Origin of the sequence: uncultured Paenibacillus sp., assembly GCF_963515335.1 — a bacterium.
Classification (GTDB): Bacteria; Bacillota; Bacilli; order Paenibacillales; family Paenibacillaceae; genus Paenibacillus_I.
The window spans coordinates 49,018-63,050 of sequence record NZ_CAUPYC010000015.1 but is presented as its reverse complement, the minus strand read 5'-3'; the positions used below and the strand labels follow the sequence as shown (position 1 = coordinate 63,050).

The window sequence follows — 14,033 nt, the reverse complement described above, 5'->3', positions numbered from 1 at the left end:
GCCCGGGGGGCGGGCATCGCGGCAGCAGGCGGCGGGAGCGCAGGCTGTAGGCGCGCAAGCGGGGGGAGCCCAGGCTGCGGGAACGCCGGGGACAGGTGCGCAAGCGGCGGGAGCTCAAGCGGCGGGAACGCCGGGGACAGGTGCGCAAGCGGGGGGAGCCCAGGCTGCGGGAACGCCGGGGGCAGGTGCGCAAGCCGCCGGAGCGCAGGCGGCGGGCACGCAAACAGCCGATGTGCAACCGGCGGATACGCAGGCCACGCTGGGTCAGCGCGCTGCCGCGGGCGCAAGCACAGGCGGGCAAGCCGCAGCGGCCGCCGGTGCAGGGGCGGCTCGGCAAACGGCTGCTTCGTCCACCGCTTCCGGCAGCGGGCAATGGCTCGGCGGGCTGTTGAAGTGGCTGGGAGTCGATCATGAGAAACTGTTGGCTCAAACATTGGGAGGTGCCCGCACGGATGAGGCCGATGCCGCGCAAGCACGCGGCGCGAACGCAGAGCAGGTCGGCGCCGATGAGCAGGGAGCAAACCGGCCGTTTTCATCGTCGACGGGTCGGTTTGCGGCGTCCGGGGAACGGTTCGTTGCAGCGAATGCGAGCGGGGGATTGCCCATGCTTCAATCGGAAGGAACGATTTCGGAGCAGGCAAAACCGGCCGCAGCCGAGTCGCTGAAAAGCGCTCTTATGAGCCTTGCGTCCGCGGAGGACGTGCCGCCGGCCGTCCGCGAGACGGCTCAGCAGCTTGTCAACCAGATTACCGGCCAGCAGCTGCTGCTCTCTCCGGAACGCAACGGTCAGCTGTTGTCGCAAACGACGCTTTTTATTCCGTTCCAGGGGCCGGATGGGAGCCGGACCGCATCCGTCCATATACAATCCCGAAGAGGCCGGAAAGGCGAATTGGATGCCGACAACTGCCGGCTGCTTTTTGACCTGCAAATGAAAAGGCTTGGCGATACGGTCGTCGATGTGCATGTGGTCAATAAAATCGTCAGCTTGAGCGTTTGGAACGACCATCCCGCCGCCCGTGCCATGATGGAAACGTCGAGACGCGAGCTGACCGACGCGCTTGCCGGAGCGGGCTTTCAACTGCTTGCGCTGACCGTTAAGCCGATGCCGGAGCCGGCTTCCGGCCAGCCGGAGGATTCGGGCTCCGCCGGCGCAGCCGCGCGGCTTCCAGGAACTGCGTCGGCCTATTCGTCCAAGCCGTACAAAGGGGTGGATTTCCGGGTATGAGCGGGGAACAGCCGGCAAGGAAACAGGCCGTGAAGAAAGCGGTGGCGTTGAAATACGAGCCGGAAACGCGCACCGCCCCGGCAGTCGTAGCCAAAGGCAGCGGCCGGATCGCGGAGTCGATTCTCGAACGCGCCCGCGAGCACGGCATTCCGGTACAGGAAGACGCGTCGCTTGTCGAGGTGCTGTCGAAGCTGGATATCGACCAGGAAATCCCGCCGGAGCTTTACGCGCTCGTGGCGGAAATACTGAGCTTCGTGTATCGTTCCGACAACAAGCTTGAGGGGTGGAAGCGTGACGGAAGTTAACGGCGCCGGCGGCAATGGCAATGGCAATGGCAATGGCAGTGCCGGTGCAGGCGGAACGAGGCAGCAGCCGGCTTCCGCCGCCAAAGTGCTCGGCGGCCGGGTGCGAACCGGCAGAGCCGGCGAAGAAGCGGCGGCCGAAATGCTGGTGGCGAACGGCTATATCATTCGTCACCGAAATTGGCGCTGCAGAAGCGGCGAGCTCGATTTGATCGCCGAGAAGGACGGATGGCTGGTGATCGTTGAGGTCCGTACGCGCCGCGCGGGCGGCCGATTCGGAACGGCGGCCGAGTCGGTCGATTACCGCAAGCGGCGGCAACTGCAGACGACGGCACAGGTGTATATGCAGTCCGCGGGCGTCCAAGGACGCCATGTCCGTTTCGACGTCATCGCCGTGTCGGTCGATTCGGACGGCAAGATCACGACAATGGAGCATTATGAAGGCGCGTTTTAAAAAGAACCCCCGGACGGACCGTCAAGAAACGGCGTCGCCGGGGGCTCGCGTTTTACCGTACCGGACGCATTAGAAGTTATCTCATAACGGCTCAAGCTTGCGGTCCGAGCCGCGGTATTGTATCGCTTCCGCGATATGCTCGGCCCCGATGTCGGCGCATTCGTCGAGATCGGCAATCGTGCGCGCGAGCTTCAGGATCCGTTCATGCGCGCGCATGCTCAACCCGAGCGAAGCATAAGCCGCTTCCAGCAGCCGCGCGGCGTCCGGCCGAAGCGAGCAAGCGGCCTTCAGGCCTTTGCCCGTCAAGTCGCTGTTCCACGGCGCGCCGGTTACCGGGAGGCGCGCCCTTTGCCTTTCCATGGCGGCCATAACGCGGCTGCGCATCGCGGCGGAATCCATTCCCGCCTCCGTCGGAGCGGTAAGCGGAGGGCGCGGGACGTCGACCTGCAGGTCGATCCGATCGAGGAGCGGACCTGATATTTTCGCCTTATAGGAGGCGATTCGGGCAGGGGTGCATGTGCAGCGCCATTGCTCGGTTTCGTGGCCGAAATAGCCGCAAGGACACGGGTTCATTGAGGCAGCCAGCATGAAATGCGCGGGAAAGCGGAAAACGGCGCGCGCCCGGGCGATCGTCACCTCGCGGTCCTCCAGCGGCTGGCGCAGCACCTCCAGCACCTGTCGGGAAAACTCGGGCATCTCATCAAGAAACAAGACACCCTCGTGCGCCAGGGTAACTTCGCCGGGCTTCGGAATAGAGCCGCCGCCGATCAGGCCCCCGGCTGAAATCGTATGGTGGGGAGAACGGAACGGACGCCGCCGGATAAGCGAGATGTTGCCGGTGCCGAGCTTGCCGGCGGCGCTGTAGATTTGCGTAACGCCGAGCGCCTCCCGTTCGCTGAGCATCGGCAAAATGCCGGGCAGCCGCTTGGCGAGCATCGTTTTGCCGGTTCCCGGCGGACCCGTCAGCAGCAAATTGTGGCGTCCGGCCGCCGCCGTGAGCACCGCCCGCTTCGCGGACTGCTGCCCGGTCACGTCGCCGAAATCGGGCTCGAACGGCTGCTGTTCAGCACCGCCGCTTCTTCCGCCGCCAACAAAACCGCCAAGGCCCGACGAGCCGCCCGAATGGCGCAGCGCGCCCCAATCCGCCGTTCCTTCTTTCCGCCCACCTGTCAGCTGATCGAGATGGTGCAGCGCAAACAGCTCCATACCGTCGATCAGCGCGGCTTCCGCCGTGTTGGCCGCAGGCAGCAGGACACGCTTGACGCCGCGCTGCCGCGCCTTGTCCACCATCGGCAGCACGCCGGGAACGGGGCGCACCTCTCCGTTCAATGAAAGCTCGCCGATGACCAGCACGCCCTCGAACGGCTCCGGCTTCAATTGCCCGCTTCCGGCCAATATTCCCGCGGCGATCGCCAGGTCGAACGCCGTTCCCTCCTTGCGCAGGTCGGCCGGCGCAAGATTAACCGTGATGCGCTGCAGCGGGAACTCGAAGCCGCAGTTTTTCAGCGCCGCGCGGACGCGTTCCACCGATTCGCGTACCGCCGGGTCGGGCAGGCCGACAACATTGACTTGGGGCAGCCCCGGCGAAATGTCGACCTCGACGTCGATCCATTGGCCTTCCACGCCGTTCACGGAAGCGCAGGCGATATTCATATACACGCAAAAAGCACCTCCATCGTCATAGTCGGATGAAGGTGCTTCCTTACGTTCCACAAGAATTATTCATTTGTTTACTTGACCAGAGTGTAGCGCAAGCCCGCCGGGCTGTCAATCCGAATCCGGCAAGTGCGAATCCGGCAAATCCAGCACCCGGTTCAGCACGAGCGCCGCTTCGGCGCGCGTAACCTTCCCCGCCGGGGCAAACCGGTTGCCCGGCGTGCCGGTTACGATGCCGGCGGCCGCGGCCGCGGAAAGACCGCCCCCCGGCCCCCCCCCGCCCGCCCCGACGCCGCACCCGCGCCCCCGCCGAGCCGGCCGCGGTCCGCCCGTATCGCGGCCGGATCGGCGAACGCCCGCGCCTGCCCGTTCGGCTGCAGGCCGAGCGCCCGCGCCGTCCAGACCGCCATTTCGGCCCGGGTCAATACCTGCCCGGGAAGAAAAGCGCTGCCGCCGAACTCGGCCGGCACGATAACGCCCGCGTCAACGGCGGCGGCAATGTAGGGCGCCGACCAGGACGAGGGCCTGACATCCGTAAAGGCGGCGTAAGCTTTTCCCCCGTCAACCGGCAGGCCGACCGTCTCTGCGAGCAGCTTGACGAATTGCTCCCGCGTCATTTGCTCGCCGCGCGAAACGTGCCGTCGGGAAAGCCGCTCATAACCCGCATCGCGCTAAGCCGCTGCACCGCCGCTCTCGCCCAATGGCGTTCGAGTTCGGGGATTGCCGGCGCCGTCGGCTTAAAGCCGCCGAACAGTTCCGTCATCCAGCGTTACGTTTTCGGCAGCTTGTCCCGGACCGTCCGGCGGGTCGTCTCGGAAAGGTAAATGATAGACGCGACTTCCGCGAAATATTCCTCCGGAAACAGCTCCTCATAGCGATTGCCCGCGAACAGGCCGGCCGCTTCCTCCCGAAAAAGCGCCCGGAACTCCGGGATCTCCGATCTATCGTCCAGAACGTACCGGTCGATGGCGTGGAACGTCTCGTGCAGCTCGAGATTGACCGAGCCGTGTCCCATGCCTTTGTCGCTGTAGCCGATGCGCACGATGACCGGGTTCCCGCCGACTCCGGGAATATCCGACCATGTGAAGCCGGTGTTCTCCCAGCCGCGCGGCACGACGTTTTTCAATTAAAATTGCGGGCTTGAACGCCGATATTGACGATGGAACGGGCCATACTATGGGGAAAGGAGCCGCAAGCTCCATTTTCAGCCAAATCCAACCATGTTTCGTGCTTTTTCGTTCGCATTTTGAGATGAAACCCATATCAAAAAACGTCCGTTTTTTATTTGCCGAAAGTAAGGAAAGGGTCATGGAAACGTGCTACAATAGGTAATGTTTGTGTGTACATAGGATCACTAAGCTTAGGAGGATTTCGCAATGAATATCCATGAGTATCAAGGCAAAGAAGTCCTAAAGCAATACGGGGTCGCAGTTCCTGAAGGCAAGGTGGCATTCACGGTCGACGAAGCGGTCGAGGCCGCGCAAGCGCTCGGCACGCCGGTCGTCGTCGTCAAGGCGCAGATTCACGCCGGCGGACGCGGCAAGGCAGGCGGCGTCAAGGTCGCCAAAGGGCTGGAGGAAGTCCGCAAATATGCGGGCGACATTCTCGGCAAGACGTTGGTCACGCACCAGACGGGTCCCGAGGGCAAAGAAGTGAAGCGGCTGCTCATCGAGCAAGGCTGCGATATCAAGAAAGAATACTACATCGGCGTCGTCGTTGACCGCGCCACGGGCCGCGTCGTCATGATGGGCTCCGAAGAAGGCGGTACGGAAATCGAGGAAGTGGCCGAGCATTCCCCGGAGAAGATTTTCAAGGAAGTGATCGATCCGGTCGTCGGTCTCATGCCGTTCCAGGCGCGCAGGCTGGCATTCAACATCAACATTCCGAATGAGCTGGTGAACAAGGCAGTCGGCTTCATGACGGCGCTGTATGCCGCATTTACGGACAAGGACTGCTCGATCGCCGAGATTAACCCGCTTGTCGTAACGGGCGACGGCAACGTCATGGCGCTCGACGCCAAGCTGAACTTCGATTCCAACGCGCTGTACCGCCACAAGGATATTGTTGAGCTGCGCGACCTGGACGAGGAGGACGAGCGTGAGATTCAGGCCTCCAAGTTCGATCTCAGCTATATCGCGCTCGACGGCAACATCGGCTGCATGGTCAACGGCGCGGGCCTGGCGATGGCGACGATGGACATCATTAAATATTACGGCGGCAACCCGGCCAACTTCCTTGACGTAGGGGGCGGCGCGACGACCGAGAAAGTAACCGAAGCGTTCAAAATCATCCTTTCCGACGAGAACGTCAAAGGGATTTTCGTCAATATTTTCGGCGGCATCATGCGCTGCGACGTCATCGCGAACGGCGTGGTCGAAGCGGCGAAGCAGCTTGGCCTGACCAAGCCGCTGGTCGTCCGCCTGGAAGGCACGAATGTGGACCTGGGCAAGAAGATTCTGAACGAATCCGGCCTGAACATCGTCGCCGCCGACTCGATGGCGGACGGCGCGCAGAAGATCGTCGAGCTTGTGAAATAAGCACGGCACCGAAGCACCGAACACCGAACACCGAACGATAACCAGTAAGGGATGTGAGCCTTTCGATGAGCATTCTGGTAGACAAGCATACAAAGGTCATAACGCAAGGCATTACGGGCAAAACCGCCCTTTTCCACGCCAAAGGCGCCCTGGATTACGGCACGCAGATGGTCGGCGGCACCTCTCCGGGCAAAGGCGGGACGACAGTGGACATCGCGCTCGAGAATGGAAGCACCGTTTCGCTGCCGGTATTCAACACGGTTGAGGAGGCGGTGAAGGCGACCGGCGCGACGGCGTCCGTCATCTACGTTCCGCCGGCGTTCGCGGCCGATGCGATCATTGAAGCGGTCGATGCGGAGCTGGACCTGGCGATTTGCATCACCGAAGGCATTCCGGTGCTCGACATGGTGCGGGTATCGCGTTATATGGAAGGCAAGAAAACGCGCCTGATCGGGCCGAACTGTCCGGGCGTCATCACGCCGGACGCTTGCAAAATCGGCATTATGCCGGGCTACATTCACACGAAGGGCCATGTGGGCGTCGTTTCCCGCAGCGGCACCCTGACGTATGAAGCCGTGCACCAGCTGACGACCCGCGGCATCGGACAATCGTCCGCGGTCGGCATCGGCGGCGACCCGGTCAAAGGCTCCGAATTCATCGACATTCTCAAGCTGTTCAACGACGATCCGGACACCTACGCGGTTATCATGATCGGCGAGATCGGCGGAACGGCGGAGGAAGAGGCGGCCGAGTGGATCAAGGCCAACATGAAGAAGCCGGTCGTCGGCTTCATCGGCGGCGCCACCGCGCCTCCGGGCAAGCGGATGGGCCATGCGGGCGCCATCATTTCCGGCGGCAAGGGAACGGCGGCCGAGAAGATCGCCACGCTGGAGGCTTGCGGCATCAAAGTGGCGCCGACGCCTTCCGAGATGGGGTCGACGCTGGTGGGCGTCCTCGAAGAAAAAGGTCTGCTCGAGAAATGCGTCAACCGCAAATAAAATAGCAGGAATCGTACGATTCCGTTTGCGAAAGAAGGTAAGCAACCTTCCGCCGCCCGATCAGGGTGTCCGGAAGGTTGTTTTTTTGTTTGGACAATCCGGGCCCGCTTGCATTCTGTTCCCGGCTCCCTCACAATAGGATGGGAAATGCAAGTGCGCCCGTAATACGGGAGGCATGGTTCGATATGGGAGAATGGAGCAAGCGCGACATCTTGTTTGCGCTTCATGAAACGAGAGGCGTCGGCGCCATTACGATCAGGAAGCTGGTCGAGGGCAATTTGCTGGAGCGGTGCATGACGTTCGGGCAGGAGGAGTGGCGGGCGCTGCAGGTGGATCGTCCGGCGCGCGAGGCGCTGCAGCACACGTTCGATCCGTCGTTCGTCGAGGCGCGCAAGTCGTTGTACTCGGAGCGCGGCATCGCCTGGTTCACGGTTTTTGACCGCGACTATCCAAGCTGGCTGGGCAGAACCAGCGATCCGCCATGGGTGCTTTACGCCAAAGGCCGGCTGGAACTTCTCGAAGGCGTGTCCACGGCTATTGTCGGCACGCGCGGGCCAACCTCCTACGGCCGCCATACGGCCGCCAGGCTGGCCGAACAGCTTTCCTCATACGGCGTGACGATCGTCAGCGGTCTTGCGCGCGGCATCGACACGATCGCTCATGAAGGCGGCCTGCGGGGCGTCGGCAGCACGGTGGCGGTGCTCGGAACGGATATCGAGACGGTCTACCCGCCCCAGAACGGTTTCTTGTACCGCACGATCGCAGAACGCGGTCTGTTAGTGTCCGAGTATCCGCTCGGCACCGTCAGCCATCCGGGGCTTTTTCCGCAGCGCAATCGGATCATTGCCGGGCTGGCCTATGCGACGATCGTCATCGAGGGGGCTTATCAAAGCGGTTCGCTCATTACCGGGCAGCTGGCGCAGGGCTACAATCGCGAGGTGTACGCGGTGCCGGGGCCGATCAACTCGTCGAAAAGCGACGGCCCAAACCGGCTGATCCGCGATGAGGGCGCCAAGCTGCTGCTGACCGTCGACGATGTGATGACCGATCTTCGCGGGTCTTACGGGAGCCGATTGCTGAGCCGTAAGGGCGGGATATTCGATGAACGAACGCCGGCGCGGCGGGACGGAGAGCTTAGCGAAGAGGAAGCGTTGATCGTCGCCGAGCTGCGCGATCGGCCGCTCACGGTGGACGATTTGGCGGCGCGCCTGGAGATGCCGCTTGGACATTTACACGCACTTCTGATAAATTTATCTATAAAACGCAGGATCGAAGGGCATCCGGGTTCATTATACAGCGCGCTGTAGCGCGCGGGTGGGATCGATGTCGGGAGGAGGGGCACATATGGCGGATTCGCTCGTGATCGTGGAGTCGCCCGCAAAAGCGAAGACGATCGGCAAATATTTGGGCAGCAAATATATCGTCAAAGCGTCGATGGGGCATATCCGCGATTTGCCCAAAAGCCAAATCGGGGTTGAGGTCGACAACGGCTTCCAGCCGAAATACATTACAATCCGGGGCAAAGGCAACGTCCTGAAGGAATTGAAGGACGCAAGAAAAAAAGTGAAGCACGTCTATCTGGCGGCGGACCCTGATCGCGAAGGCGAAGCGATCGCATGGCATCTTGCGCACTATTTGGAGCTGGAGGAAACGGACAGCTGCCGGGTCGTGTTCAACGAAATCACGAAACAGGCGGTCAAGGACGCGTTCAAGTCGCCGCGGCCGATCAACATGGATTTGGTCAACGCGCAGCAGGCGAGACGGATTCTGGACCGTCTGGTCGGCTACAAAATCAGTCCGTTATTATGGAAGAAAGTCAAGAAGGGACTCTCGGCCGGGCGCGTTCAATCGGTTGCGGTAAAGCTGATCATCGACCGGGAGAATGAGATCGACGCTTTCGTGCCTGAGGAGTATTGGTCGATAACGGCGCAATTGCTCCACGGGCAGACACCGTTTGAAGCGAAATTTTACGGCATGGACGGCGAGAAAAAAGAGCTGTCGAACGAAGGGGACGTCCAGGGGGTTCTGAAGGCGCTCGGAGCAAACGAATTCACTGTCGGAGAAGTCAAGGAGCGGGAACGTCTCCGCAATCCGGCAGCGCCGTTCATCACGAGCTCGCTGCAGCAGGAGGCCGCCCGCAAGCTGGGCTTCCGCGCCGCCAAAACGATGTCCGTCGCCCAGCAGCTCTATGAGGGCGTGGATCTCGGCAAGGAAGGAACCGTCGGTCTGATCACTTACATGCGTACCGACTCCACGCGCATTTCGCCTGTCGCGCAGGAGGAAGCGAAGGGGTACATCACGGAGAAATTCGGCGCGGCGTTCGCGCCGGCGGAATTCCGCAACTATACGAAGAAGAACGCCAATGCGCAGGATGCGCATGAAGCGATCCGCCCGACGTCCGTGCTTCGGGAGCCGGATGAGGTCAAGCCGTTCCTCAGCCGCGACCAATTCAGGTTGTATAAGCTCGTATGGGAGCGGTTCGTGGCGAGCCAGATGTCGTCCGCGGTGCTCGACACGATGACGGTGGACATCCAGGCGGGCTCCGTCACCTTCCGCGCCGTCGGTTCGAAGGTGAAGTTTCACGGATTCATGAAGGTGTACGTGGAAGGCAACGACGACGGCACGACGGACGAGGAGAAGTTTCTGCCGCCGCTGGCGACGGGCGACACGGTGAAGAAAGCGTCGATCGAGCCGAAGCAGCATTTTACGCAGCCGCCGCCCCGTTACACGGAAGCGCGGCTGGTGCGCACGCTCGAAGAGCTCGGGATCGGGCGTCCCAGTACGTACGCGCCGACGCTCGAGACGATCCAGAAGCGCGGCTATGTGGCCATCGAGGACAAAAAGTTCGTGCCGACCGAGCTCGGCGAGCTTGTCATCCAGCTGATGGAGGAGTTTTTCCCCGAAATATTGGATGCCGAATTTACGGCCCATATGGAGGGAGACCTCGACCACGTCGAGGAAGGCAAGGAAGACTGGGTCAAGGTGCTGGGCAGCTTCTACGAGTCGTTCGAGAAGCGCCTCGAGGTGGCCGAGGAAGAGATGAAGGAAGTCGAAATCCAGGATGAGGTATCCGACGAGATGTGCGAGAAGTGCGGCAGGCCGCTCGTGTACAAAATGGGCCGCTTCGGCAAATTCCTCGCCTGCTCCGGGTTTCCCGATTGCCGGAATACGAAGCCGATCGTCAAGGATATCGGCGTCACCTGCCCGAAATGCCGTGAGGGGAAAATTATTGAGCGCCGCAGCAAGAAGGGCCGTATTTTCTACGGCTGCGATCAATATCCCGGCTGCGATTACGTATCCTGGGACAAACCGACCGACAAGCCTTGTCCGTCGTGCGGCGCGATGATGGTGGAGAAACGCAGCCGTTCCGGCGGCAAGCTGCTCTGCACCCAATGCAGGCACAGCGAGGAGCTCCCGGACGAGCAAGAGCAAGCCTAGCGGCGGCGCCGGTCAACGGCGCCTTTCGCACTTGAACGAGAGAAAGGAAGGTATGGCCTTGACAGTTAATCAACCGGTTACGGTTATCGGCGCGGGCCTTGCGGGCAGCGAGGCGGCGTGGCAGATCGCCTCGCAAGGCGTGCCGGTCATCCTGTACGAGATGCGCCCGGCGAACCGGACACCCGCCCACCATACCGATAAATTCGCCGAGCTTGTATGCAGCAACAGCCTGCGCGCCAACGGGCTGACGAACGCGGTCGGCGTCCTGAAGGAAGAGATGCGCCGGCTCGATTCGCTTATACTGCGCTCGGCCGACAAGCATGCCGTACCCGCCGGCGGAGCGCTTGCCGTCGACCGCGACGGCTTCTCCGGCGAAGTGACGGGCAGCCTGCGCAGCCACCCGCTGATCGAGGTTCGCCCGGAAGAGGTGACCGGCATTCCGCAGGACGGCATTACGGTCGTCGCGACCGGACCGCTGACATCGCCGAGCCTGTCCGAGGCAATCCGGCAGCTGATGGGCGAGGAATACTTTTATTTCTATGACGCCGCCGCGCCGATCATTGAGAAGGATTCGATCGACATGGGCAAGGTGTATCTTGCCTCCCGCTATGATAAAGGCGAAGCGGCTTACTTGAACTGCCCGATGACCGAAGAGGAGTTCGAGGCGTTTCACGACGCGCTGATTCACGCCGAGACGGCGGCCTTGAAGGAATTCGAGAAGGAAGTTTATTTCGAGGGCTGCATGCCGATCGAGGTGATGGCGGCGCGCGGCAAGCAAACCGTCCTTTTCGGTCCGATGAAGCCGGTCGGTCTGGTCAACCCGCACACCGGCAAGCTGCCGCATGCGGTCATCCAGCTCAGACAGGACAACGCGGCCGGCACGCTGTACAACATGGTCGGCTTCCAGACCCATCTGAAGTGGGGCGAACAGAAGCGCGTCTTCTCGATGATCCCGGGGCTGGAAAATGCCGAGTTCGTCCGCTACGGCGTCATGCACCGCAACACGTTCATCAACTCGCCGAAGCTGCTGGAACCCACCTATCAGTTCAAGGGGCGCTCCGACCTGTTCTTTGCCGGTCAAATGACGGGAGTTGAGGGGTATGTCGAATCGGCCGCTTCCGGCTTGATCGCGGGCATCAACGCAGGGCGCCTGGCGAGGGGGCTGGAGCCGCTGGTTCTGCCGCCGGAGACGACGCTCGGCAGTATGGCGCAGTACATCACGACGGCGGATTTCAAGCATTTTCAACCGATGAACGCCAACTTCGGGCTGTTCCCGCCGCTCGGCGCGCGCATCCGCAACAAGCGGGACAAGAACGAAGCGATCGCCGGCCGCGCGCTTGAAACGCTGGATCGCTTCAAGACGGAAGCTTTGGATCGGGCGGCGGAAGCGGGCCGGTCCTGATTCAACCTTTGGGGGCAGAGTGGAGGGGAAAAGCGATGGAGATGCAGTTTCACGCAACGACGATATGCGCCGTCAGGCACGAAGGCAAAGGCGCAATCGCCGGTGACGGCCAGGTGACGTTCGGCAACAGCATGGTGATGAAGCACTCCGCCAAGAAGGTCAGAAGGCTCTACCGCGGCCAGGTCGTGGCCGGGTTTGCCGGATCGGTGGCGGATGCGATTACGCTTTTCGAGAAATTCGAAGGCAAGCTCGAGGAGCATCACGGCAACCTGCAGCGGGCCGCCGTGGAAATGACGAAGGAATGGCGTTCGGACCGCGTGCTTCGCCGGCTGGAAGCGATGATGATCGTAATGGACGGCAGCGGACTGCTGCTGCTGTCAGGCAATGGCGAGATCATCGAGCCCGACGACGGCATTCTCGCCATCGGATCCGGAGGCAGCTTCGCGCTTGCCGCGGCGCGCGCCCTTAAACGCCACGCGACTCATCTCGATGCGAAGGAGATGGCCAAGTCGGCGCTCGAAACGGCTGCCGATATCTGTGTCTATACGAACCGGAACATCATCGTGGAAGAAATCTAAATCTAACGTGCCGGTCTTTGACGGCGGCAGGATCGGAGGTCCTTTCCATGGGCAATGAAGCGCTGACTCCGCGGCAAATCGTCGCGGAGCTTGATAAATACATCGTCGGCCAGAAGGCCGCCAAACGGTCCGTGGCGATCGCGCTTCGCAATCGGTACCGCAGAAGCAAGCTGGATGAGTCGCTGCGCGAAGAAATCGTGCCGAAAAACATCCTTATGATCGGGCCGACGGGCGTCGGAAAGACGGAAATCGCCAGGCGGCTGGCGAAGCTCGTGAACGCGCCTTTCGTGAAAGTGGAAGCGACCAAGTTCACCGAGGTCGGCTATGTCGGGCGCGACGTCGAGTCGATGGTGCGGGATTTGGTGGAGACCTCGATCCGCATGGTGAAAGCGGAGAGAACCGAGCAGGTGAAGGACAAAGCGGAAAAGCAGGCTGACGAGCGGCTGGTGGCGCTGCTTGTGCCGAGCGGCAGCAAGCCGAAAAGCGGCCGCAACCCGCTGGAAATGCTGTTCGGCAACCAGCAGGCGGCGCCCCAGGAGGAGCCGGAGTTGGACGCTTCGATCGCGGAGCGCAGGCGCCAGGTTCGGGAGCAGCTTGCGGCTGGCCGGCTTGAGAACGAAATGCTCGAGATCGACGTGGAGGACACGAGCCCGAATATGCTGGATATGCTTTCGGGCCAGGGCATGGAAGGCATGGGCATGAATATGCAGGAGATGTTCGGCCAGTTTCTGCCCAAACGCACGAAAAAGCGCAAGCTGCCCGTCAAGGAAGCGCGTAAAGTATTGACCCAAGAGGAAGCGGCGAAGCTGATCGATATGGATGAGGTCATCTCCGAATCGACGCGCCGGGCCGAGCAAACCGGTATCATTTTCATCGATGAAATCGACAAGATCGCCAGTACGTCCCGAGGCTCGGGGCCCGATGTGTCGCGGGAAGGCGTGCAGCGCGACATATTGCCGATCGTCGAAGGGTCGACCGTGATAACCAAGTACGGCCCGGTCAAAACCGATTACGTGCTGTTTATTGCGGCGGGAGCGTTCCACGTCGCCAAGCCGGCCGATTTGATTCCGGAGCTCCAGGGCCGGTTTCCGATTCGCGTGGAGCTGAGCAATCTGACGCTGGACGATTTCGTCAGCATTCTGACCGAGCCGAAAAACGCGCTGACGAAGCAGTACACCGCGCTGCTCGAAACCGAGGGCATCCGCGTCGAGTTTTCCGAAGAGGCGATTCGCGAGTTGGCCGGCATTGCCGCCGACGTGAACCGGAACACGGAAAACATCGGCGCCCGGCGGCTTCATACGATTCTGGAGAAATTGCTCGAGGATTTATCCTTCGAGGCTCCCGAGCTGTCGCTGGAGCAGATTACGATCACCCCGGAATATGTGCGGGATAAGGTCGGCGATATTGCGCAGAATCGGGATTTGAGTCAATATATACTGTAGC

At 61.5% G+C, this 14,033-nt stretch carries 15 protein-coding genes; 10 read left to right on the top strand and 5 right to left on the bottom strand.

Annotated features, from left to right (window positions below; genetic code table 11):
- The 3 genes from RWM61_RS07735 to RWM61_RS07725 all read left to right on the top strand — a co-directional run.
- Positions 1 to 1,225 (top strand): flagellar hook-length control protein FliK (locus RWM61_RS07735; RefSeq protein ID WP_313999193.1); only part of this gene is annotated, 1,225 nt, incomplete at its 5' end.
- Positions 1,222 to 1,530: an EscU/YscU/HrcU family type III secretion system export apparatus switch protein gene (locus tag RWM61_RS07730; protein WP_313999191.1), complete on the top strand. Its 309-nt coding sequence runs from the start codon at positions 1,222 to 1,224 to the stop codon at positions 1,528 to 1,530. The genes RWM61_RS07735 and RWM61_RS07730, both read left to right, overlap by 4 nt.
- Positions 1,517 to 1,981: a YraN family protein gene (locus RWM61_RS07725; RefSeq protein WP_313999190.1), complete on the top strand. Its 465-nt coding sequence runs from the start codon at positions 1,517 to 1,519 to the stop codon at positions 1,979 to 1,981. Before RWM61_RS07730 ends, RWM61_RS07725 begins: the two co-directional genes overlap by 14 nt.
- An 81-nt stretch (positions 1,982 to 2,062) precedes the next feature.
- Here the strand turns inward: RWM61_RS07725 and RWM61_RS07720 are convergent, their stop codons facing one another.
- The 5 genes from RWM61_RS07720 to RWM61_RS07705 form a co-directional block, all read right to left on the bottom strand.
- The gene (locus RWM61_RS07720; RefSeq protein ID WP_399538137.1) at positions 2,063 to 3,640 is read right to left on the bottom strand and encodes a YifB family Mg chelatase-like AAA ATPase; all 1,578 of its coding nucleotides are present in this window, start codon (positions 3,638 to 3,640) and stop codon (positions 2,063 to 2,065) included.
- 108 nt (positions 3,641 to 3,748) lie between these two features.
- The gene (locus RWM61_RS20240; protein WP_399538143.1) at positions 3,749 to 3,871 is read right to left on the bottom strand and encodes an S-layer homology domain-containing protein; all 123 of its coding nucleotides are present in this window, start codon (positions 3,869 to 3,871) and stop codon (positions 3,749 to 3,751) included.
- Complete coding sequence (locus tag RWM61_RS07715; RefSeq protein WP_313999188.1) at positions 3,865 to 4,254, bottom strand: S-layer homology domain-containing protein; 390 nt, start codon at positions 4,252 to 4,254, stop codon at positions 3,865 to 3,867. Before RWM61_RS07715 ends, RWM61_RS20240 begins: the two co-directional genes overlap by 7 nt.
- Positions 4,251 to 4,400: an S-layer homology domain-containing protein gene (locus RWM61_RS07710; protein WP_313999186.1), complete on the bottom strand. Its 150-nt coding sequence runs from the start codon at positions 4,398 to 4,400 to the stop codon at positions 4,251 to 4,253. The genes RWM61_RS07715 and RWM61_RS07710 overlap by 4 nt, the downstream gene beginning before the upstream one ends.
- A gap of 6 nt (positions 4,401 to 4,406) precedes the next feature.
- Positions 4,407 to 4,763 carry an anthrax toxin lethal factor-related metalloendopeptidase gene (locus RWM61_RS07705; protein WP_313999184.1) on the bottom strand — a complete coding sequence of 119 codons (357 nt, stop codon included), beginning with the start codon at positions 4,761 to 4,763 and terminating at the stop codon, positions 4,407 to 4,409.
- A gap of 250 nt (positions 4,764 to 5,013) precedes the next feature.
- On the opposite strand from RWM61_RS07705, the gene sucC reads away from it, so the two are divergent.
- The 7 genes from sucC (at position 5,014) to hslU (ending at position 14,032) form a co-directional block, all read left to right on the top strand.
- The gene (gene sucC, locus RWM61_RS07700; protein ID WP_313999181.1) at positions 5,014 to 6,174 is read left to right on the top strand and encodes an ADP-forming succinate--CoA ligase subunit beta; all 1,161 of its coding nucleotides are present in this window, start codon (positions 5,014 to 5,016) and stop codon (positions 6,172 to 6,174) included.
- Between the two features lie 65 nt (positions 6,175 to 6,239).
- Positions 6,240 to 7,172 carry a succinate--CoA ligase subunit alpha gene (gene sucD / locus RWM61_RS07695; RefSeq protein WP_313999178.1) on the top strand — a complete coding sequence of 311 codons (933 nt, stop codon included), beginning with the start codon at positions 6,240 to 6,242 and terminating at the stop codon, positions 7,170 to 7,172.
- A gap of 185 nt (positions 7,173 to 7,357) precedes the next feature.
- Complete coding sequence (gene dprA, locus RWM61_RS07690; protein ID WP_313999176.1) at positions 7,358 to 8,479, top strand: DNA-processing protein DprA; 1,122 nt, start codon at positions 7,358 to 7,360, stop codon at positions 8,477 to 8,479.
- 37 nt (positions 8,480 to 8,516) lie between these two features.
- Positions 8,517 to 10,610 (top strand): type I DNA topoisomerase, encoded by a 2,094-nt coding sequence (gene topA, locus RWM61_RS07685; RefSeq protein WP_313999174.1) that lies wholly within the window; start codon positions 8,517 to 8,519, stop codon positions 10,608 to 10,610.
- 58 nt (positions 10,611 to 10,668) lie between these two features.
- Positions 10,669 to 12,012, top strand: coding sequence for an FADH(2)-oxidizing methylenetetrahydrofolate--tRNA-(uracil(54)-C(5))-methyltransferase TrmFO (gene trmFO, locus RWM61_RS07680; protein ID WP_313999172.1), 1,344 nt, complete (start codon positions 10,669 to 10,671; stop codon positions 12,010 to 12,012).
- Positions 12,013 to 12,047: 35 nt separating this feature from the next.
- Positions 12,048 to 12,590, top strand: coding sequence for an ATP-dependent protease subunit HslV (hslV, locus tag RWM61_RS07675; RefSeq protein WP_313999169.1), 543 nt, complete (start codon positions 12,048 to 12,050; stop codon positions 12,588 to 12,590).
- A 47-nt stretch (positions 12,591 to 12,637) separates the two neighbouring features.
- A complete protein-coding gene (hslU, locus tag RWM61_RS07670) occupies positions 12,638 to 14,032 on the top strand; it encodes an ATP-dependent protease ATPase subunit HslU (RefSeq protein WP_313999167.1) in 1,395 nt (464 codons plus the stop codon).
- The last annotated feature ends 1 nt before the right edge of the window (position 14,033 follow it).

What these genes read in the sequence shown, in the direction of transcription:
- sucC (WP_313999181.1), top strand. Translation starts at nt 5,014, where the DNA reads ATGAATATCCATGAGTATCAAGGCAAAGAAGTCCTAAAGCAATACGGG.
- hslU (WP_313999167.1), top strand. Translation starts at nt 12,638, where the DNA reads ATGGGCAATGAAGCGCTGACTCCGCGGCAAATCGTCGCGGAGCTTGAT.
- dprA (WP_313999176.1), top strand. Translation starts at nt 7,358, where the DNA reads ATGGGAGAATGGAGCAAGCGCGACATCTTGTTTGCGCTTCATGAAACG.
- RWM61_RS07710 (WP_313999186.1), bottom strand. Translation starts at nt 4,400, where the DNA reads ATGACGGAACTGTTCGGCGGCTTTAAGCCGACGGCGCCGGCAATCCCC.
- topA (WP_313999174.1), top strand. Translation starts at nt 8,517, where the DNA reads ATGGCGGATTCGCTCGTGATCGTGGAGTCGCCCGCAAAAGCGAAGACG.
- hslV (WP_313999169.1), top strand. Translation starts at nt 12,048, where the DNA reads ATGGAGATGCAGTTTCACGCAACGACGATATGCGCCGTCAGGCACGAA.
- RWM61_RS07730 (WP_313999191.1), top strand. Translation starts at nt 1,222, where the DNA reads ATGAGCGGGGAACAGCCGGCAAGGAAACAGGCCGTGAAGAAAGCGGTG.
- RWM61_RS07715 (WP_313999188.1), bottom strand. Translation starts at nt 4,254, where the DNA reads ATGACGCGGGAGCAATTCGTCAAGCTGCTCGCAGAGACGGTCGGCCTG.
- sucD (WP_313999178.1), top strand. Translation starts at nt 6,240, where the DNA reads ATGAGCATTCTGGTAGACAAGCATACAAAGGTCATAACGCAAGGCATT.